We start from the raw sequence: 21,787 nt of genomic DNA, 5'->3' as shown, positions 1-21,787 counted from the left end.
TCGTTTAGACATTAGGCGAAGCCTATGTCTAAGGCATTATCAATTAGACTTAATTTATCTATAAGTGGTTGTTTTCATTGTTACAGTACGGTAACTATTTCCATCTAACAAGAAACATACGAACTAATAAGACCACTCGATGCCATTAGAACGCTTTATCCCATTTCGCAAACATGATGTTAGTAGATTGTGTGAAAACGTAATTGTGCAAGAGAGGACTCTTTTTCGTACGCTCTCAACATTGCTCGTTAATCGCATACACTATCAATATCATGAGCAACTTGAGGATCTGAAAGATAGCTATAACGACTTTGATCCAAACAAAGACACCCGCGATCTTACACCTTCAAGTGAAGCTACGAGAAAGCAAAGCCAAAAGGCGTTTTCGAGTGCGTTTGCCAATCTATTAAACGCAGCCAATTTTGAAAAAGTCACAAACGAAGATTTAGAAGCAGCATTAAACGAAGAGTCGCTGTTTAAAGTGCGCCTTGCGGTTAGCTTCGAAGACTTTGAAGATGTGGTGTTTTATCGACGGGGTGAGTCGGTAAAAACTGAAACGCTGCGTACTTTTTTCGGGTTGCGAAAAAAGCAGGTGTCATTTACCAACTACGACAAAGTGGCTGTTTATATCACATTTAAAGATGAAGCCTACTTCAAAGAGAAAGGGCAAACGCCAGTCACCTTTAAACCTGGCTCCACCATAGTAAAGCTTTTCCAAAACGTACCTAAAGCAGACTTGGAGATGCTGTTTCCCAATAGCGAAGTCAAAATGCGTCCGCTAGATAAGTTGATCATTAGTGCATCGGCGGCAATAGGTGGCACCGTGGTGCTAGTGACTAAGTTAGGCGCGTCGTTACTTCTCATGGCATCTTTTCTGGCCTTTTGGCTTGGCTTTAAAGACGATGAAGTGGAATTGACTAAGCAAAGCCTAATCACTTTTGGTATTGGCATGGGTGTATTCGGCAGCTTTATCTTTAAGGAATGGACAAAGTTTAAAAACAGAAAAATCAGGTTTATGAAAGCCTTGTCTGACAATCTCTATTTTAAAAATTTAGACAATAACGCAGGCGTGTTTCATACATTAATTGATGCTGCAGAGGAAGAAGACTGCAAGGAAGCATTGTTGGCCTACACATTTTTGCTGAAGTGTAGTGAAGCCTTTTCTGAAAACTCCGCCGCATTTAGCGCATCACGTTCAGAAAAAGAGATTGCCGCGGGCGGCATGACATTAGCATCTCTTGATAGTGTGATAGAAAGTTACTTTTCAGAAGAGCTTGATTGTGCGCTCGATTTCGACGTTACTGACGCTATTAATAAGCTGGTGGACATGGAACTAGTCGAACAAGACGGCGATGTTTTTGTAGCGCGGCCGCTTAACGATGCTGTGAAGATACTTGATGACTACTGGGATAATATTTATCAGCCTGTTTAATGTGCGCTTACGTCGCCCTTATTTAGAGCAAGTTAGCATATTCCACAATGCGCGCTTTATGACATCAGTTTTCTCGATGAGCAGTACGCAGAAATAACTATTTCAAACGAACAATTACGCTATCAATCCATTGTCATAAAACCACAAAATCTCTATAGTTGCTGTACGGTGCGTTGACCAACCTCGACACTCCATAGCAGCAGCGCCATTGCGCCGAATGCGTTTCTCTATCTCCAATGCAACAAGCCTGGTTCACTTCTACATGAAAATATTGCATACATCTGACTGGCACCTAGGTCAGAGTTTTTTTACGAAAAGTCGCAAAAACGAACACGCCGCTTTCCTTAAATGGCTTCTTCAACAAGTAGAAGTGCATCAAATAGATGCGATTATTGTCGCGGGTGATGTGTTTGACACGGGCACGCCGCCTAGCTACGCCAGAGAGCTCTACCATGCGTTTATCGGTGAACTTCAGGGGATGCAGTGTACATTGGTGGTGCTGGGGGGAAATCACGATTCAGTATCGGTATTGAACGAAAGTAAGGCGCTACTTAAATACTTAAATAGCCACGTAATTGCCAGTACATACGGCGAATTGAGTGAACAAGTCATTACGCTTAACGATCGCAATGGGCAGCCCAGTGCCGTACTGTGTGCCGTACCCTTTATTCGCCCACGCGATGTGCTTGTTAGTGAGGCAGGGCAAAGCGGCACTGACAAGCGTCAAGCGCTTGGCGATGCGATAAAGCAGCATTATGGGACGCTTTATAATGAAGCCTTGTCACTGCGCGCTTCAATGGAAGAAAAGCGAATAAAAGACGGCAGTGAAAACAGCGCTGCCATTCCTATTATTGCTACAGGGCACTTAACCGCTTTAGGCGTGAGTCAGTCAGAAAGTGTACGTGATATTTACATTGGTACCCTTGAAGGCTTTGACGCCAAAGGGTTTCCGCCTGCCGATTACATTGCACTTGGGCATATTCACAGGCCACAGAAAGTCGCTAAGACAGAACACATTCGCTATTCAGGCTCACCCATACCGCTAAGTTTTGATGAACTAAACACACAAAAGCAAGTAGTGTTGATAACGTTTGAATCTGAAAGCACAACGCCTACTATCTCAACGCTTCCGGTACCGCGCTTTCAGGCCATGGAAGTAATAAAAGGCGACTTAAAAGCGATTGAGGCGGCCATTAATAAGAGCGATGCCATCACGTTAGCTTCTCAAACAGATGATGCCGTTAGCGAAGTGGATAAAGCCCTTAGCGAGGTTAATAACCCCCTTAGCGAGGTTAATAAACCCCTTAGCGAGTTTAATAAAGCCATTAGCGCAACGGATAACGCCATTAGCTCTAAAGACCCTGTGTGGTTATGCATTGAAGTTGAAACAGAAGACTATCTGACTGATCTACAGCAGCGTATTCAGGGCTTGTTAGAAGGGAAAAACGCTGAGATTTTACAGTTGAAACGCAAGCGTAAGCGCACAGTAAATAGCTTAACGGAAAAGCAAAACGTTCAGCTTAGTGAACTATCGGTAAACGATGTATTTGAAGCGCGTTTGGCATTGGAGAGCATAAAAGATAATCCAACAAGTGAGTCGGCACCAAATGAGTCGGCACCAACTGAGTCGGTACGAGAAACCCTGCTAGATGACGACCAAAGCCCTCGAGCAATGAAACAAGCCGGTTCAGAAAAAAGCGCTTCACGCATAAACCGGATAAGGCCGCTGTTTAATGAAGCGCTAGAGCGGGTGCATACCAATGATGAAGATGCTGAAGTATCAGTAAAGGCACCATTGGCAAACACAACAGAAAATAAAGGCGAGTAATACAATGAGAATACTGACCTTACGCCTTAAAAATCTAAACGCCTTAAAAGGGGAGTGGAAGATAGATTTCACCCAATCGCCGTTTATCGACAATGGCCTATTTGCCATAACTGGCCCAACAGGGGCAGGTAAAACCACGCTACTTGATGCCATTTGTTTAGCGCTTTATCACCAAACCCCTCGCTTGGGGCCAATTTCAACGTCTAACAATGACATCATGACCCGCGGCACGGCGGAGTGTTTGGCGGAGGTTGAGTTTGATATTAAGGGGAAAGCATATCGTGCGTTTTGGAGTATGCGTCGGGCCAGAGGGAAAGTTGACGGTAACCTGCAAAGTGCTGATGTTGAGCTGGCCGAAGTTGAAAGCGGCAAGGTACTGGCTACCCAAGTTAGGCCGAAAAGCGAAGAGATTGAAAAGCTGGCTGGCCTTAATTTTGCCCGTTTCACCAAGTCTATGATGTTGTCGCAAGGGGATTTTGCTGCGTTTTTAAATGCTAACGAGGCCGACCGAGCCGAACTGCTTGAAGAGTTAACTGGCACCGAAATTTACGGACAGATATCACAGGCAGTACATCAGCAATTTAGTGACGCTAAACAAAAGAAAAAAGAGTTTGCGATAAAGCTAGAAGGCGTAACCTTACTTAGCGACGAACAAATCACCCAGCTTGAAGAAGAGCAAGCACAAACCAAGAGCCAAGTCGCGACGTCTAACCAAACACTTGTTCAGTTACAAAAGCAACAGCAGTGGCAACAAGCGTTTAACGCCAATGAGCTAACCATAAAAGAAGCCAGTGAAGCGCAGCAGACCGCGAATAACGCCATCAATGAGGCGAGACAAGAACTTGATCTTTTAACCCAAAGTGAGCCAGCTGAAAAGCTTCGCCTGCCATTCTTGCAAAGAAATGGGCTTCAGCAAGACGTAACCCGTTATAAAGAAAGGCTCGATGAGAAGGCGGCTCAGCTTCCCGATTTAAAGACGCAAAAGGCACAACGTAGTTCAGAAGTCACCCATGCCGAACAAGCGTTAGTTCTTACAAAGCAACAAAGCCGTGAGCTTGAAAAGCGCATAAATGAGCAGGTAGTTCCGCTAGATAACCAAATAGCGCAGCTCACTACTGAACAGCAAAAAGCTAACGAAAACGCAGCACGTTTAAGGCAGTCAATAAACGCGTTAACGCTAAAGCGCACAGAAATCGAAAACGCTTCGGCAGATAACAAGACCAAGCTTGGTGAACTGGAAACCTACTTACGTGAACATCACTCACTTAGCGGCATAGCGGAATTTATAAGTGGTTGGAGTGAAACGGCGCGCCATATTGAACATGATAAAAAGCAGTTAGAAACACTGACACAAAGCGTAAATAATCATCGTCAGGCGCTTTCATCCCTAGATGACGCTATCGCAAAAACAAATGAGTCGTTAAGCGCGTTAACGCAGACCCTCGATGACAAAAACGCGCAAGTAGCCAAGTGTGAAAAGGCACTTCAGGCCGCGCTATCTGACAAACCAAGTGATACTAATAGTGCTAATGCAACCAGTAAAGCAAGTCTTCAGCAAGAGCGTGATACCAAGCTTCATCATTGGGATAACGTATTACAGATAGGGCATATTCAACAGCAATATTTGGCACTAGAACAAGAGAAAGTATCGCTGGGTGCGCAAAAGGAAGACTTAGCGAAGAAACTAGCTCAGCAGCAATCTGACCGCCAAGCCTTGGTTGATGCTTACAAGCAAACTCGTAGTAATTTAAAAGACATAGAGGCGCTTATCGCCTTGGATGCTGAAGTGGCGCACCTTCGCGCACAGTTAAAAAGTGGCGAGCCATGCCCTGTCTGTGGGGCAAACGAGCACACCACGTCTACCGTGGTTATTGATGTACCTGAAACTATCCAAAAGCGAGATAGCTTAAAGCAGCAGTTAGATGATATTGAGCAGCAAGGGGCGCGGGCAAAAGAAAGTGTTACACAAACTGAATTCACTCTTGCTCAGGTTAATAAGCAGCTAGAACAGGCAAGCGGGCAACGAGATACGCTGCTAGAAAAGTGGCAGCAGATTTCAAGCGTACTTAGCGCTGATATACCGAGCTTTGAAAAGGTCGACATTAATACATCGCAAAGCGTCTCTCAATTTACCCAGCAGTTTAAAACTCGTCTCGATGATATTAGTGCTCAATTAACCCGTTTAGAAGAGTGCGAGCAAGCTCTAAATGCTGCACTGCAGGCTAAAAATGAAGCGCAACAGGCATTACAAGGCAAGCAGTCAGAACTTGCAGTTTCTCTGCAGCAGCGCGAAACCTTGGAAAAGCAATTTAACGAACGTAATACAGAGTTAGAGAGTAAAACAAAAAGGGTTAACGATGGTATTTTAGCGCTCAGCGAAACTATGACGGCGCACGGTGCTGATATTCACAACTTGGCTATTGATGGAATTGCCACGTGGTTAAATGAAAAAGCCGAAGCGCTAAAAGCTTATAAACACAATCATCAGCTACACGCCAAACTTAAAGATGAGTTGCAAGGGGTAAGTAGCACCTTGCTTGTGGTTAATCGTGATATCGAGAGCGCCGAGAATCAGCTTAAGGGCGTATGCGAAGAGCTTGTGCAGCTAGATAATAGCCTAAAGGCGCTGCGAGACTCGCGCTCAACCGTATTCCCTGAAGGCAATATTGCTGAAACCAGAAATAAGGCAAGCGCTGCCCAAGAACACGCTGAGCGAAATGTAAATGAATGCAAATCTCGCCTGCAACAAACGGACACTATTTTGTCTCGTTTAGAAGCAGAAATTGCCCAGCTTAATGAGCAAATGCGCGAAAAAGAGCAGGCACTTTCAGAGGCAACAGAGCACTTTAGCCGTCAGTTGGCGAGCAGCCCATTTGCCGATGAGCACGCGTTTAGCAATGCCCTTTTAGACGAAGATACCCGCAACACCTTGCTTGAACTGCAAAAGCGATTAACTCAGCAAAAACAACAAGCGGACTTAAAGCTAGAAAACGCGATAGCTACCGAACAATCGCTAAAAGCCCATGCTAACGCAGCACAGTGGCAGAGCGAGTTAGAAGAGCACGGTGCACAGTGGCTCGATTCGAAAATTACTCAGCAAGCTCAGCAGCGTGACACCCTGTTATCGTCTTTAGGGCAAATTGAACAGCAGCTAAGCGCTAACAATCAAGCCCGCGAAAGGCAGCAACAGCTTGTGGATGAGATGGCTGCGTTTGAGGCCTATTACGACGATATTACTTACCTACACTCGTTAATTGGCTCGGCCAGCGGCGACAAATTCAGACGTTTTGCACAAGGGCTTACTCTGGACAACTTAGTGCAGCTTGCAAATCAGCAGCTTGATAAATTACACGGTCGCTATCAGTTAATTCGAAAAGAAAACGAAGGGTTGGGTTTAAGTGTATTAGACACCTGGCAAGGTGACGTAGTGCGAGATACCAAAACCCTGTCTGGTGGAGAAAGTTTCTTAGTGAGCCTAGCGCTGGCTTTAGCTTTATCTGACTTGGTCAGTCACAAGACCAGTATCGATTCACTGTTTTTGGATGAAGGCTTTGGCACCCTTGATGCTGAAACTTTGGATGTGGCCCTTGATGCACTAGACAACCTAAATGCCAGCGGAAAAATGATTGGTGTGATAAGCCATATTGAAGCCATGAAAGAGCGTATTCCTACCCAGCTTAAAGTGATTAAACGCAACGGTGTAGGCTTAAGCGCACTAGAAAAACCTTATGCGGTGGGGTGAACTCACCGCTTTAGGAATTAGTAGTTAAAACGTTTGCTTACAAGTATGTGCTTGGTAAATGCTCGCAAGATCATGGTTTTATGATACTTTATCGGTATTAAAAGTAGATATGGACATCATATTTAGTGAAACGATTTGCGATATTCCCTCTTTTTGCCTCTTTCTGTTCGTTTGGTAGTACCTTTCAGTGTGAAAGTGAGTTTGCATGGCTAAAAAGCACGTTTGAAAACAACGATGCCGGTTTTCAATATACCGTAGAGAATAAAGGGCTGGACCTTTATTCCGCCCACAATAGTGCGATTTTGGCGCGAGTACAAAGCGCCAAAAGCGAAGCGCAATGCCACACAGTGCTTAGCGACTGGCTTACATTTTTTCGCAAGGGGCACATTGGTCTTGCGCTAAATACGAATGGCTCAGAGAAAGCGGTACGCGAATCGGTAGTGCATGATTTCGACTTATCGGCATTTAAACAACATTTGAAAAGCCAACGTGACGAAACTCTTGAGGGGATTTGGCAATTCTCAAGCTATACGGTTGCCTTAAAAAAAGAGGGCAATGTCCATAAAGCTTATATCGTTAAAAGTACCAACCCTTCATGGAAGGCGGGACAAGTAAAGTTCATCGTTAACGACCCTGCTGACAACAATACCGCAGAAGTGACGTTTTTTATGGGCGATCACTCCGCCCGACAAATCGATACCATTACACTCTTGGGTAACAATGAAGTGGTGTTGGGCAATAGCTTTATCGTTATGTCACGTGAGGAACCGCGACAAGAATCATCCCCTGAAATAACACGCTATGTGCGCCTGCTTAGTACAAAAGCTCCGCTATTCGAAAAAATTTCAGAGAACACGGTATTAGTTCGCATACCGGCTTTCGATCACGCCTTCAAAAAAGACATCGATGCGGTTATCGCTGAGCACCTAGACACAATTTTAAAAACTGAACACCTCATTATCGACATCCGAGGAAACGGTGGTGGTAGTGACGTAAGCTATGCGTCTTTACTCCCTATTTTATACACCAACCCTATTCGCACTGTAGGCATGGAATATTTATCTACTGAGCTTAACAACTCTAGAATGCTTGGCTTTTTGCAAAACCCTCATTTTAGTGAAGAAGAAAAGCAATGGGCAAAAGACGGGTACGACATTCTTAATCAACACATCGGCAGCTACATCAATATTGATGAAGACGTAACGGTAGAGACATTCGATAAAATTGAACCCTTGCCGAAGAGTATTGGCGTACTTGTTGATTCAAGTAATGGCAGCACCGCTGAGCAGTTCTTACTGGCGGCTAAACAAAGCAAAAAAGTAAAGTTGTTTGGGCAAACTACCGCAGGTGTACTCGATATTTCTAACATGTATCAAACTGATTCGCCGAGCGGTACTTTTACTTTGTATTACAGCCTGACTAAAAGTTTACGCATTCCGCATATGGCCATTGATGGGGTAGGCATTCAGCCAGACTATTATATTGATGGAGAACTTCCTCTTTACCAGTGGACGTCTTATACGCAAAAGATACTTGAAGGCATGTAAACCCTTATAAACGGCAAGCATACGGTTATTTGCGAGTAACTAAGACCAAACAGGTTCATTTGTGTAACGTTATCCTTTATGGTGCGTCGTCAAAATAATAATGGACCAACATTTATGGATTCAACGGCACGCCCCAGCTTGTTTCAGCGCTACATGAATGGCAGTTTGGTACTGCAAATTATCATTGGTATCGTATGCGGTATTGCGATAGCGAGTTTTTCACCTTCAGCTGCTCAATCAGCAGGGCTATTGGGTAACTTATTTGTAAAAGCCTTAAAAGCAATAGCTCCTTTATTGGTTTTTGTTTTGGTCATGGCATCCATTGCCAACCATAAGCAAAACGAGCAAACCTTTATCAAACCCGTGCTTGTGCTTTATTTGTTGGGCACACTACTGGCCGCGCTCACCGCCGTGTTGGCAAGCTTTGCTTTTCCTACAAGCTTAAGCTTAGTGACTTCAGAAGTTAGCCAAGCTGCGCCGAAAGGTGTATCGGAAGTCCTTACTACTTTGCTTTATAACATGGTAGATAATCCGGTAAATGCATTAGTAAATGGAAATTACATTGGTATTCTCACGTGGGCTGTAGGTCTAGGTTTAGGTCTTCGTCATGCTAGCGAGGCAACGAAAGCGCTACTTCAAAATATGGCAGATAGCGTAACAACTGTGGTGGGTTTTGTTATTAAACTCGCGCCCTTCGGTATTTTCGGCTTGGTAGCTAATACCATTGCTACAACGGGCTTTGAAGCATTGCTTGGCTACTCTCATTTACTAACGGTATTGATTGGCGCGATGCTATTTATCGCACTTGTGACCAACCCCTTGTTAGTATTTCTGGCAACCAAAAAGAATCCCTATCCTTTGGTGTTCAAATGCCTGAAAGAAAGCGGTATTACGGCGTTTTTCACCCGTAGTTCGGCGGCGAATATTCCGGTAAACATGGCGCTGTGTAAACGCTTAAAGCTTGATGAAGACACCTATTCGGTATCTATTCCGTTAGGCGCCACGATTAATATGGCTGGGGCTGCAATCACAATAACCGTGTTGACGCTAGCTGCGGTTAATACCTTGGGAATTTCTGTAGATTTCCCTACTGCTGTATTGTTAAGCGTTATCGCTGCGGTATCAGCATGTGGAAGTTCAGGTGTTGCAGGTGGTTCGCTACTGCTTATTCCGCTTGCCTGTAGCCTGTTCAATATACCCAATGAAGTGGCTATGCAGGTGGTTGCGGTGGGCTTTATTGTTGGCGTACTGCAAGACTCTGCTGAAACAGCATTAAATAGTTCCACTGATGTCTTGTTTACCGCCGCTGCATGTGAAAGGGCAGGCGGCCAGTAAACATAAAAGCGTCAAACGTTAAAGCGTTAACTCGTTAAATGTGCGAGTTTATTGCATCTACTGCTTCAAAAATTAGCCGTGCAGCCAGCTTTGCTGTGCGGCTATCAATATCATAATTGGGGTTCATTTCCGCAACGTCACACAGTCTCCATTGATACCCATAAGTACTTTGGTGCTGTGCTAAAAAGTGTAGCGTGTTGATAACAAGTGTGGGGGATATTCCCAATGCACTGGGCGCGCTAACGCCAGGTGCTTGTGCTGCTGGAAATGCATCTAAACATACAGTGACGTAAAGCTCATCGATGTCTTTTAGCATCGGAGATAGTAGCTCATCTATTCGCTGCATACACAGTGATTCATCATTTAACGCCACATCGGTTAAATAGCGCGTGTTGGACGTATTGGCAAAGTTAAACAGCGCTGGTGTATTGGCTGCTTTCGATACGCCCAAACAAGCGTAATGAAACGGTGTGTCGTGTAGCTGGCAGTGATCATACACTTGCCTGAACGGCGTACCTGAACTGGTGTTTGGTGAAGGCTTTCTTAAATCAAAATGGGCGTCGAAATTAATAATTCCAATGCGGGCGCTTTCGGGCTTAGCATTGAAAACCCCTTGATAGCTACCCCATGCAATTTCATGTCCCCCTCCCAGCCCAATGACCAATCCATCATTTTGCTTGAGCGCATAACAAATGGCGTCGGCATATTGGGTTTGTGCCTGGGCTAAGTTCTCTTTAGCGGTAACATTCCCTAAATCAGCCAATGCTGCGCTTGGCCAGTGCCAGGGTAAGTTTGCCAGTGCCTGGCGAATAGCGTTTGGACCAGCCGCTGCACCTACGCGGCCTTTGTTAAATGCCACACCTAAATCACTTTCAAAACCAACAAGGGTAACGGCGTTGGCTAATGAATTATCTTCGCCCACTTCAAGTTCGTTAACTTTTTGATGCCAACGTAGGCCCTCAATGCCGTCTTCACTGTCTATTCTGCCTTGCCACTTAAACATGTTTACCTTCCTTAAACACCGCAACGGGGCGGTGCCCATTAATACAATAGGCGAGCTCTGCCGGCGTTTCGATATCCCACAGCGTTAAGTCAGCAAGCTTGCCTGCTTCAATAACACCTCGGTCGTGCAGCCCGAGTGCGCTAGCCGCGTGAGCAGTAGCACCGCGTAGCGCTTCTTCTGGCGTAAGTTGAAACAGCACACACCCCATATTTATCGCGGTAAGGATTGAGGCTAACGGCGAACTACCTGGATTAAAGTCAGTGGCTAAGGCCATGGGCACATTGTGCGCCCTTAGAGCGTCTACCGGCGGCTTTTGAACTTCACTTAGGTAATAAAAAGCGCCTGGTAAAAGTACGGCAACGGTGCCACTTTGGGCAAGTAAGGGAATATCGCTGTCAGCTAAATATTCGATGTGGTCTACCGAAAGTGCGCCGTATTTAGCCGCTAAAACAGCACCTTTACTGTCGCTAAGCTGCTCTACATGAGCTTTAATGGGTAAATCGTGCTGCTGTGCGCAGCTAAAAACACGTTCTGTTTGAGAAGTTGAAAAACCGATAGTTTCACAAAATACATCAACGGCGTCAGCCAAGTTTTGCGAAGCAATATGAGGAAGTGCCTTGTTGCAAATGAAATCGATATATCCTTCTGAGTCGTCAGCAAATTCATTGGGCAGGGCGTGAGCGCCTAAATAGGTAGTTTTAATACTCACAGGAAGATGCTGCTCAAGGGATTTAGCCACGCGTAACATGCGCACTTCAGTGTCTAAATCCAGCCCGTAACCTGATTTGACTTCAATGGTGGTAACACCTTCTTCGCACAGTCGCTTTGCGCGTTTTATCGCAGTGTGAAGCAGGGTGTTTTCGTCAGAGCGTCGAGTTTTTTCAACCGTCCCTTTAATACCACCGCCGCGCTGCGCAATGTCTACATAACTTGCGCCTTGCAATCGCATTTCGAATTCTTCGGCGCGATTGCCGCCATACACCAGATGCGTATGACAATCGATGAAGCCAGGCAATAGCCACGGGTGTTTGGGCGTTGAACCTTCATTTTGGGGAATTAGGGTAGTGGCATCTATTACGCTTTTGGCCTGCTCAAACACGTTGTCTAATGAGTCATCGCAAGGAAGTAACGCAGCAATTTTGCCGTCTTTTATGGCAATGGCGTGTGGCGGTAATTCGCCATAGGGCAACTTGTTGTCTTGCATAGACGCAATGCGAACATTGTAAATAAGCGTGTCGTACTGATAACCCATATCGTGCTCCACTCTAAGCCACCTCTTGTCTGGTTTTTTCGTCTAACTGGTTGTCTTGTTCTTTGTCTGGCTTTGACCAGAATCTTTACTGAAACGCAGTGTAAATTTTGAGTTCAGTGTACTTGTGCATACTTGTATATACAAGTATGCTGTTAGCATATTATTAACAATTTAATTGTGAATGGCCACGATATGCAACCTCGGTACAGAGTAATTAAGACAGCAATTTTGGATGCCATCGAAAGTGGTGAGATGAAGCCGGGTAGCCAAGTGCCTTCAGAAAACCAACTTGCCCAGCAGCACGGTGTAAGCCGAATGACTGCGCGAAGAGCGCTAAGTGAAATGGTGGACGAGGGCATTTTAATGCGCAGCCAGGGGATAGGCACGTTTGTGTCAGATAGTCGCCCTATGAGCTCAATGCTTGAGATCAAAAGCATTCGCGATGAAATAGAGCAGCGGGGGCATAGGTACACTAACGAGATATTAGTGTTGGAAACCTCGCCAGCCAGTGATGCTATTGCTCAACGACTGGGTATCGATGTGGGAGAGCCAGTATTTCATAGCATTATCGTACACTGCGAGAACAATCTACCCGTGCAGTATGAAGATAGGTGGGTTAACCCAGCGTGGATTAACGACTATTTAGATAAAGATTTTAAAGCTCAAACTGCAAACTTTTATTTGAATCAGGTCGCGCCCCTTTCACAAGCCGACCATAGCGTAGAAGCTGTGATTGTTGAAAAAGATATTGCACAAGCACTATTGATTAAGCCTAAAGAGCCGTGCCTGAAGATTACTCGACGAACCTTCTCTCGAGTGCCCAGCGCAATAACGAGTGATGAGAGCAATATTGGCGAGCCCTCAACGGCGAATGCCGAGTTAAAGAACGGTTTGAAGGCTACGTCAGATACATCCTTAAATAATAGTCCAAAAGCGAGTTCAAGCGCAGTGGTTAGCCACGCGGTGCTGTATCACCCAGGCAGTCGATACCGCTTGGGAGGACACTTGGAGTTCTAAGTGTCATCGCGCCAAAGGCGCTAGCAACTCACTACTTTCTAAAAAGATGACACTTCCTAATAAAAAACAAATCGGCAAACGTAAGAATATGCCTAGGAGAAGTTTATGAAACGCCTCGACCCTACAAGAAAAATACGTGCCCCAAGAGGCAGTACGCTAAATGCGAAGAGCTGGCAAACGGAAGCGCCGCTTCGCATGTTAATGAATAACCTGGATCCAGACGTTGCGGAGCATCCGCAAAATCTGGTGGTTTACGGCGGTATTGGGCGTGCGGCCCGTGACTGGGCGTCTTACGACAAAATTGTCGAAGTACTCAAGCGTTTAAATACTGATGAGACGTTGCTGGTTCAATCAGGCAAACCTGTTGGGGTATTTCCCACTCACGAAAATGCACCTCGTGTGTTAATTGCTAACTCTAACCTTGTACCGCATTGGGCAAACTGGGAGCACTTTAACGCTCTGGATAAAGAAGGTTTGATGATGTACGGGCAAATGACCGCAGGGTCATGGATATACATAGGCTCGCAAGGCATTGTCCAGGGTACTTATGAAACGTTTGTTAGTGTGGCCAAAACGCATTTTGAAGGAAGCGCTGAAGGACGCTGGATTTTGACTGGTGGCTTGGGCGGTATGGGCGGAGCACAGCCTTTAGCTGCAACCATGGCTGGCTTTTCAATGGTAGCTGTGGAGGTAGATGAAACTCGCATAGATTTCAGAATTCGCACGGGCTATTTGGACAAAAAAGCGCAATCGTTAGAAGAAGCCATGCAACTACTTGAGGAAGCCAAAAAAGCTGGGAAGCCTGTATCAATTGGCCTATTAGGCAATGCTGCTGAAGTCTTTCCCGATATGCTAGCGAAAGGGATTATTCCCGACGTTGTGACCGACCAAACCAGTGCGCACGATCCGTTGAATGGCTATCTACCAGTGGGGTGGACGCTAGATCAAGCAGAGGCGCAGCGTAAAAAAGACGAAGCGGGTGTTGTGAAAAGTGCTAAACAGTCGATGGCGCTGCAAGTTAAAGCAATGCTTGGTTTCCAACAAGCTGGCGCTGCTACTCTTGATTATGGCAACAACATTAGACAAATGGCGCTAGAAGAGGGTATTGAGCATGCGTTCGATTTCCCAGGTTTCGTTCCTGCCTATATACGACCGCTTTTTTGTCAGGGCATAGGGCCTTTCAGATGGGCTGCGCTGTCAGGCGATCCGGAAGATATCTATAAAACGGACGCTAAAGTTAAAGAGCTTATACCCGACAACCCCCATCTACATAACTGGCTAGATATGGCCAAAGAACGCATTCAATTCCAAGGCCTGCCCGCGCGTATTTGCTGGGTGGGGCTGGGTGAAAGACAAAAGCTGGGGCTTGCCTTTAATGAAATGGTTCGCAGTGGCGAGCTAAGCGCGCCAGTTGTGATTGGGCGGGATCATCTCGACTCTGGTTCGGTAGCTTCACCCAATAGAGAAACAGAGGCCATGCTCGATGGTTCAGATGCCGTTTCGGACTGGCCGCTGCTGAACGCCCTATTAAATACAGCGGGTGGTGCAACCTGGGTAAGCCTTCATCATGGTGGCGGTGTAGGAATGGGTTTTAGCCAACACTCGGGTGTAGTGATTGTTTGTGACGGTACGGACGAAGCGGCTGAGCGTATTGCTCGGGTTCTTCATAACGACCCTGCCACGGGCGTAATGCGTCATGCAGATGCAGGCTACGACATTGCAAAAGACTGTGCTGCCAAGCACAGCTTGGATCTTCCCATGGTCAATAGCGTGGCTAATAACCAAATCCCCGATAGAACAGGCACTCATTCAAGCTCGAACAAAAGCTTTGGCGGGGAGAAATAGTCATGTCGCATTCGTCTTTTTTTACTGAAAACGGTGGTGTTAAGCAACTTAATCTTGTGCCAGGTACATTGACGTTAGATCAGTTACGGGAAGTACATCGAAGCCACGTTCATTTATCGTTAGATGAAAGTGCTATACCCGCTATAAATGCCGCTGAGCGTGTGGTGCTTAACGTTATTAAAGAGAACCGTACGGTCTATGGTATCAATACTGGCTTTGGTTTGTTGGCTAATACCCGTATTAATGTTGATGAGTTAGAGCTATTACAGCGCAGTATTGTGTTATCGCACGCGGCCGGTACGGGCGACTTTATGCAAGAAGATACTGTGCGCCTGCTCATGCTGTTAAAAATTAACTCCTTGGCCCGTGGCTACTCTGGCATTCGCCTCAGCGTAATAGAAGCGCTCATTACCTTGTTTAATGCACAGGTTTATCCCGCCATTCCTGAAAAAGGCTCGGTAGGCGCCAGCGGCGACTTAGCGCCTTTAGCACACATGAGTGTGGTGCTGTTAGGGGAAGGGGAAGCGTTTTATAAAGGAGAGAGAATTAGTGCAGCCCAAGCCCTTGAAATTGCGGGTATGCAGCCAATTGCGCTGGCACCCAAAGAAGGCTTAGCACTGTTAAACGGCACGCAAGCCTCGACAGCGTTTGCACTTCAGGGGTTGTTTTATACTGAAAATGCGCTTCATAGTGCTATTGGTATTGGTGCGCTTACTGTTGAGGCCGCGTTAGGTTCCCGCGTGCCGTTCGACGCGCGGATCCACGAAGTGCGTGGCCACAAAAGCCAGAGCGATGTGGCCACTGCGTTTAGAACATTGCTAGACACCTCAGAGATTGGTCATTCACATCAACGATGTGAAAAAGTACAAGACCCGTACTCTCTGCGTTGCCAGCCACAGGTGATGGGAGCGTGTTTACAGCAAATGCGCTATGCCCAAGAGATTTTGGTGGTGGAAGCTAATGGGGTAAGCGACAACCCGTTGGTTTTTGTTGAAAATAATGATGACGATGATACGTCAACTGGCGATATTCTATCTGGCGGAAACTTTCATGCGGAAACCGTGGCGATGGCGGCAGATATGCTGGCTATTGCACTATCTGAAATTGGCGCACTGTCGGAGCGCAGAATGTCGTTAATGATTGATACGCATTTAAGTGGTTTGCCACCGTTTCTAGTTGAAAATGGTGGGGTAAACTCGGGCTTCATGATTGCGCAGGTTACCTGTGCGGCGCTTGCTAGTGAAAACAAAACCCTGGCGCACCCCGCATCTATCGATTCGTTGCCTACGTCTGCGAACCAAGAAGACCACGTGTCTATGGCTACCTTCGCCGCGAGGCGTTTACGAGATATTTTCGATAACGTGGCAGGTATATTGGCCATTGAGTGGTTAGCGGCCTGCCAAGGGTTAGATTTCAGGAAGCCGTTTAAAACCAGCGAAAAGCTCCAAGTGTTGATGCAGCTACTAAGAGACCAAGTGCCGTTTTACGACAAAGACCGTTATTTTGCGCCAGACATTGAAAAGGCAAAGCAACTTATTAAGCAGCACGACCTTATGGATAAGACACAGTTAAACCTGTTAGGCTAAAATGATCACAGGCTCGGTATTTCGAGTAAACAAATAAAGATCATCAATAGAGTAGAGGTGGGAATGATATGAAAACAAATGGACGTTGGTTAAGTTCATACGAGGCTCGTACTTCTATGAATCATACTTCTATGAAAGGCAGATTTAAGAGCGGCTCTTTTGCGAAAAGCACTGTGTTGGGTTTACTCGCCGCGTCGGTGTTTACGTTGGCAGGCTGTAGCGACAGCGAAGTGGGCGATGTGTCTCTTGGTCTTTTTACCACAAAAGACATTAAAATTGATGCGCTTCAAGACCCCATAGTGACAGGTGTAACCTGCCATATTTCAAGTATTGAAGCGAACCTTGATTTGTCGGATCCATCAGACAGTTCAATCGCGTGCAGACAAACCGGCCCTATTACGGCTGAGATGTTAAACGCCATTGATAAGTCAGATTCAGGTGAAGTAATTTTTAAAAAATCTAAGAGCGTGTTTTTCAAAAACATGAAGCTTCGAAGAATTTACGATGCCGACTCAAAAACGCTGATTTATTTGTCTTACAGTACCAAAGAGACGTCTGGTAGTTACAAACATAGTTTGTCTACGGTACCACTGTGGGAAACGCTAGCGTTTAAAAAGCCCGCGTAGCGAAACGCATTAACTCAATATTAAAAAGCCCTCTTACAAGAGGGCTTCTTTGATGCTAACACCTTGTATTTAATCTATCCCCCCAGTTGTAGAGTAGGCTATTAGCAATAGTCTAGAAAAAGCGTGTATAAACCAGCATGGCGTTAAGCGCGGTATCATCGTCTGTCAGCGGGCTATCGCTGATGCTATCGTCAAAGAAGGTGGCGCCAACTTCTAAACGGGTCATGCCGCCCAGAAACTGTCGGGTTGAGATGGCAACGCGTACTTCCGTATTGAGCGCACTATCGCCGTTATATGCACTTCGAAATGCTGTGGCTTCTTCAGGGCGCACGCCGTAGTAATAGTCGACGTAATTGCTGTCTTGGTAGTTTACGCCTATAGACGGCTCGATCATGACGTTATTTATTCTAAACCTTTTCCCGATACGGGCGGACGCTTGGTAGCCATCAAACTTACCAAGAATATCGGCATTGGTTGACAACGAATAAACCCAGCTACCCGTGTTGTAGTTAAGCCCAACTCCGGCCGCGTAGCTAAAATCTCTGTCGTCCATACCTGTAAATACGGCACTGTCATCTTCTTCATAACCTGCAAATATCGGGACAAGCTGAGCGTCAAGAGTAAAGCCACTTTCGCGAAAAAGTTCATAGCCAATAAATGGTCCGTAAACGCGTAACTTTTCACCGGTGTAGCCGATAATAGGAATAGGAACAACGCGATTATCAAAGTCGGTATATACATCTTGCGATGCTGCGACGCCAAACCCCCACATCCAACCCTGAGGCTGTTGAGCGCCAGCTTGTTGTGCAAAAGCAGGAGTAGAACTAACACCTACACAAGCTAGAGCTATTGCGCCAATAACGGTTTTTAAGTTCATAGGTAAATTTCCTTTTTAATCAAGATACTGCTCTGCTGTGTTCTTCGATCATATTCGCTTGTGCCTATTGAGCTAACCTGTACGTTTTTGCAGCGGCTTCTGAGTGGGCAATTATCTATGCGGATTAATGGTATGGACCCTCTCCTCCCATAAAGGCTTCAAATGAGCCAAGATAGGGTTGTTCAAATCACTATCAAGAAGGAGAAGGTCACATGAGTAAGGTAACAATAGGTCTCGATATCGCCAAGTCTGTTTTTCATTTAGTTTTTATGAATCAGTCAGGCAGAGTGCTCAGAAAGAAGAAATTAAGGCGTCACCAGATGTTGTCCTATTTTAGTCAACTGGAGCCATGCATTGTAGTGATGGAAGCCTGTGGAAGTTGCCATTACTGGTGTAGGGAATTGACGAAAGCCGGGCATGAAGTCAAAGCAATAGCACCGCAATACGTTGTAGCATACCGAAAAGGCAATAAACACGATTACAATGATGCAGAGGCGATAGCCGAGGCATCACAACGCGAAGGGATGCGATTTGTGCCGTTTAAGTCTCAGGACCAACAAGACATCCAGCTTATGCATCGGATTAGAGAGCGTATGATAGCGCAGCAAACGGCGTTGAGTAATCAGATAAGAGGCTTGTTGAGCGAATACGGTATTGTGTATGCACGGGGTGTAGCGACTTTGGTGAAAGAGCTGCCTTTAACCCTGGAAGAAGCTGACAATGGATTGAGTATGTTAGCTCGGCGACAGTTTCAAGGCTTACTCAATGATTTGCGGGAACTGCGAGAGCACATAAAAGAAATGGATAAGGAGTTGAAAGCGTTCTCACAAAGCCAGCCTGTATGCGAGCGTTTAATGAGCATGACAGGAATTGGGCCTTTGATTGCTACCGCCTTATATGCAGGCATTGGACAAGGTCAGGCTTTTAATAGCGGCCGACATTTAGCCGCTTGGTTAGGTGTAGTGCCCAAACAACATACAACGGGAGATAACCCGAGATTGTTGGGTATTAGCAAGCGAGGGAACACGTATTTACGGACCCAGATAATTAACGGCGCCAGGGCCGCCTTGCGCCATATTGGTGATAAAACCGATAAGGTGAGCGAGTGGTGTCGGGCTTGTTTAGCACGCATGAGCTTTAACAAAGCGTGCGTCGCACTGGCTAATAAAATGGTAAGAATGGCCTGGGCTATGCTGCACTATCAACAGGACTACCAGCCAGGACTGATAAATAAAGCAGCGGCTTAGCCGATGAAACCCAAACCAAAGATAAGTAAATAAACTAAAACAGGAAGCCTATCAACATATTGCAAAAAGACAACGTACTGATGATTAACGGTTCATAACCATCTTGTTCAAATCAGTTTATACCAAGGGCCTTCGAGGCCGCCGGATTGATGAGACAACAAGATGCGAACAACCATCAAGGCTAGAAGTCAATTGACTTCACGAAAAAGCCGAATATATGGCAGCAATGAATCACGTTAATAAATCAACACGGTGTCTTGCAATCGGAGAGGGTCATATATGGTATAAGGGCCTTCAGGTAACGTGAAAAGCTGCATTACTGGCAAGAAAGCAAGTTATTCTGTGAAATCGGTGTGGTAAAGTTCATACAACAAGTTGTATTGAATAGTTTAGAGAAGCAGGTAACCCGTGAGTTACAAATATGTAGTGGGTATTGACGGTGGTGGCACCCGGTGCCGTGCATTGTTGCAAGATATTGATGGCAATACATTAGGTGAAGGGGCGGCAGGCCCTGCAAATATAATGACCAACCCCGAACAAGCAATGGGGTCGGTAATAGATGCAACGTTAGACGCAATAGAAAGTGCTGCGTTGCCGATTACATGCGAAGAAGTGTTGCTAGCTGCCGGATTGGCAGGGGCGAATATTCCTCAAGCAAAGCAGTCTTTTTTGGAGTTAGACAACCCATTTGCCGATACCGTGGTAATAAGTGATTTACACGCCGCTTGTTTGGGCGCGCACGATAATCAGTCTGGAGCCCTTATTATTTGCGGTACAGGTTCAGCGGCAACCCATTACGACAAGGGTGTGTTCACTGACAAAGGTGGTTACGGCCTGCAAGTTGGCGATGATGCAAGTGGTGCGTGGTTGGGCTTATCAGCTATAAAGCATGTACTGCTTTCTTATGACGGCGTAGAGCCCGTTAGTGAACTAAAGAACCGAGTTTGTGAACACCTTAATTTAGCGTCACCTCAGCAATTAGTGACCTTGGTGGCAAATTACAACGCTGCAGATTTTGGTGATATTGCCCCAGTGGTTATACAGGCTTATCGAGACCAGTGTGCCGCCGCGACCTCTCTTATTCGAAAGGGAGCAAATTACCTCAATCAGTTGGGTGAAGCATTGATTAATCAGGCTTCTACATTGCCGCTATGTTTGGTTGGCGGTCTCGCTGATGTTTACACGCCTTTACTTTCGTCTTCTATCTCCTCTAATTTAACAGCGCCGCTAAAAAGTGCTGAATATGGCGCTATCAGCTTTGCCAAAAGAGTAAAAAGCGAATGATAGAATCAATTACTGTCGAGCAGGTTTTAACGCCAAAAGGTTGGCTTGAAAACCAAACCATTACTGCTGATAGCGGCAAGATAGTCAGTATTAGCGATGCGACCTCAGCAGAGCTCAATAGTATTTACAACGGAAAGCTCATTCCCGGTTATTTCGACACGCAAGTGAACGGCGGTGGTGGTGTGCTTTTTAACCATAGCCCTTCTGCCGCTATAGTAGAAACCATGGCGCTGGCTCATCTTCGTTTCGGCACAACGTCCATGTTGCCAACTATCATTACCGATAATGCTTCAACAATGGCTCAGGCGGCGGATGCCATTGCGGAAGTAATGGCGGGCGGCCCAGAGTGCATTAAAGCGTTAATAAAAGGGATTCACTTTGAGGGGCCCTTTTTGAGTAAAGCAAAAAAGGGCGTGCACGAAGCACAATTTATAAGAACGCCTTCTGACGCAGAGCTTGCAACCTTATGTCGCAAAGATATTGGTAAAGTCTTACTTACTGTCGCACCAGAAACGGTGAGTACTAGCTTCATAAAAGAAATGGTTGCTGAAGGAGTTGTGGTTGCAATTGGGCACACCAATGCCAGCTATGAGCAAGTTCAGGCGGCTATCGACGCGGGAGCTACAGGCTTTACGCATTTGTACAACGCTATGTCTGCATTAACCTCCCGGGAGCCAGGGGCCGTTGGTGCCGCGTTGCTTAATGATAGAGTATATTGTGGTTTTATTATCGATCATCACCACTTACACCGCAAAAGTGCTGAGTTGGCATTAAACGTGAAAACTGCCAACCGCGCCATGTTGGTTACCGATGCCATGGCGCATGTGGGCAGTGATATTGAGCGTCTTCACTTTTTTAATACCGAGATCGTTAGGCATGGCGATAAACTTACTACGCCAGACGGCAAAACACTGGCTGGCTCGTGCTTAGATATGCATAGTGCAGTTTTGAATACGCACAATGATTGCGGTGTAACGTTAGAAGATGCGAGCAAAATGGCGAGTGCCACGCCGGCTCAATTTATGGGGCTAGCGAGTGACATAGGCAGCATTACCGAAGGTCAGCGCGCAGACTTTTTACTGCTTAATTCCGCCAATGCACTGACCCACGTTTTCAGTAATATGAGAATGGTCTTTTAGGTAGAAATTTAGTATTAACTTAAATGG

The 21,787-nt window shown here is 45.9% G+C and carries 15 protein-coding genes; 12 read left to right on the top strand and 3 right to left on the bottom strand.

Features of this window, described 5'->3' with window-relative positions; genetic code table 11:
• Positions 1-139: 139 nt before the first annotated feature.
• From MHN09_RS05190 to sstT, 5 genes are all read left to right on the top strand, one after another.
• Positions 140-1,432 (top strand): TMEM143 family protein, encoded by a 1,293-nt coding sequence (locus MHN09_RS05190; protein WP_187447132.1) that lies wholly within the window; start codon positions 140-142, stop codon positions 1,430-1,432.
• 262 nt (positions 1,433-1,694) lie between these two features.
• Complete coding sequence (sbcD, locus tag MHN09_RS05185; RefSeq protein ID WP_239239475.1) at positions 1,695-3,260, top strand: exonuclease subunit SbcD; 1,566 nt, start codon at positions 1,695-1,697, stop codon at positions 3,258-3,260.
• A gap of 4 nt (positions 3,261-3,264) precedes the next feature.
• Entirely contained in the window at positions 3,265-7,002 is a 3,738-nt protein-coding gene (locus tag MHN09_RS05180; protein WP_049589031.1) for an AAA family ATPase, read from the top strand.
• Between the two features lie 125 nt (positions 7,003-7,127).
• Entirely contained in the window at positions 7,128-8,549 is a 1,422-nt protein-coding gene (locus MHN09_RS21570; RefSeq protein WP_187447129.1) for a S41 family peptidase, read from the top strand.
• 114 nt (positions 8,550-8,663) lie between these two features.
• Entirely contained in the window at positions 8,664-9,884 is a 1,221-nt protein-coding gene (gene sstT, locus MHN09_RS05170) for a serine/threonine transporter SstT (RefSeq protein ID WP_187447128.1), read from the top strand.
• 34 nt (positions 9,885-9,918) lie between these two features.
• Here sstT and hutG read toward each other — a convergent pair whose 3' ends face one another.
• Positions 9,919-10,887 carry a formimidoylglutamase gene (hutG, locus tag MHN09_RS05165; RefSeq protein WP_239239472.1) on the bottom strand — a complete coding sequence of 323 codons (969 nt, stop codon included), beginning with the start codon at positions 10,885-10,887 and terminating at the stop codon, positions 9,919-9,921.
• A complete protein-coding gene (gene hutI / locus MHN09_RS05160; protein ID WP_187447136.1) occupies positions 10,880-12,139 on the bottom strand; it encodes an imidazolonepropionase in 1,260 nt (419 codons plus the stop codon). Before hutI ends, hutG begins: the two co-directional genes overlap by 8 nt.
• A gap of 192 nt (positions 12,140-12,331) precedes the next feature.
• Here hutI and MHN09_RS05155 point away from each other — a divergent pair, with 192 nt between their 5' ends.
• The 4 genes from MHN09_RS05155 to MHN09_RS05140 all read left to right on the top strand — a co-directional run bounded on the left by MHN09_RS05155 (position 12,332) and on the right by MHN09_RS05140 (position 17,213).
• A complete protein-coding gene (locus MHN09_RS05155) occupies positions 12,332-13,156 on the top strand; it encodes a UTRA domain-containing protein (protein ID WP_239239469.1) in 825 nt (274 codons plus the stop codon).
• Between the two features lie 105 nt (positions 13,157-13,261).
• On the top strand, positions 13,262-15,001 hold the full coding sequence (gene hutU / locus MHN09_RS05150; RefSeq protein ID WP_239239466.1) for a urocanate hydratase: 1,740 nt from the start codon (positions 13,262-13,264) through the stop codon (positions 14,999-15,001).
• 2 nt (positions 15,002-15,003) lie between these two features.
• Positions 15,004-16,587 carry a histidine ammonia-lyase gene (gene hutH, locus MHN09_RS05145; RefSeq protein ID WP_049589036.1) on the top strand — a complete coding sequence of 528 codons (1,584 nt, stop codon included), beginning with the start codon at positions 15,004-15,006 and terminating at the stop codon, positions 16,585-16,587.
• 131 nt (positions 16,588-16,718) lie between these two features.
• Positions 16,719-17,213 (top strand): CreA family protein, encoded by a 495-nt coding sequence (locus MHN09_RS05140; RefSeq protein ID WP_230962271.1) that lies wholly within the window; start codon positions 16,719-16,721, stop codon positions 17,211-17,213.
• Between the two features lie 112 nt (positions 17,214-17,325).
• Here the strand turns inward: MHN09_RS05140 and MHN09_RS05135 are convergent, their stop codons facing one another.
• Entirely contained in the window at positions 17,326-18,090 is a 765-nt protein-coding gene (locus MHN09_RS05135) for a MipA/OmpV family protein (protein WP_239239463.1), read from the bottom strand.
• 212 nt (positions 18,091-18,302) lie between these two features.
• Here MHN09_RS05135 and MHN09_RS05130 point away from each other — a divergent pair, with 212 nt between their 5' ends.
• From MHN09_RS05130 to nagA, 3 genes are all read left to right on the top strand, one after another.
• Complete coding sequence (locus tag MHN09_RS05130) at positions 18,303-19,337, top strand: IS110 family transposase (RefSeq protein ID WP_049589228.1); 1,035 nt, start codon at positions 18,303-18,305, stop codon at positions 19,335-19,337.
• A gap of 408 nt (positions 19,338-19,745) precedes the next feature.
• Positions 19,746-20,621 carry a BadF/BadG/BcrA/BcrD ATPase family protein gene (locus tag MHN09_RS05125; RefSeq protein WP_239239460.1) on the top strand — a complete coding sequence of 292 codons (876 nt, stop codon included), beginning with the start codon at positions 19,746-19,748 and terminating at the stop codon, positions 20,619-20,621.
• The gene (gene nagA / locus MHN09_RS05120) at positions 20,618-21,760 is read left to right on the top strand and encodes an N-acetylglucosamine-6-phosphate deacetylase (RefSeq protein WP_239239457.1); all 1,143 of its coding nucleotides are present in this window, start codon (positions 20,618-20,620) and stop codon (positions 21,758-21,760) included. The genes MHN09_RS05125 and nagA overlap by 4 nt, the downstream gene beginning before the upstream one ends.
• Positions 21,761-21,787 lie beyond the last annotated feature (27 nt).

Source organism: Alteromonas sp. MmMcT2-5 (assembly GCF_022348315.1).
GTDB lineage: Bacteria > Pseudomonadota > Gammaproteobacteria > Enterobacterales > Alteromonadaceae > Alteromonas > Alteromonas macleodii.
Note: the sequence above shows the minus strand (reverse complement) of the source record. Positions and strands in the feature narration are given on the sequence as shown.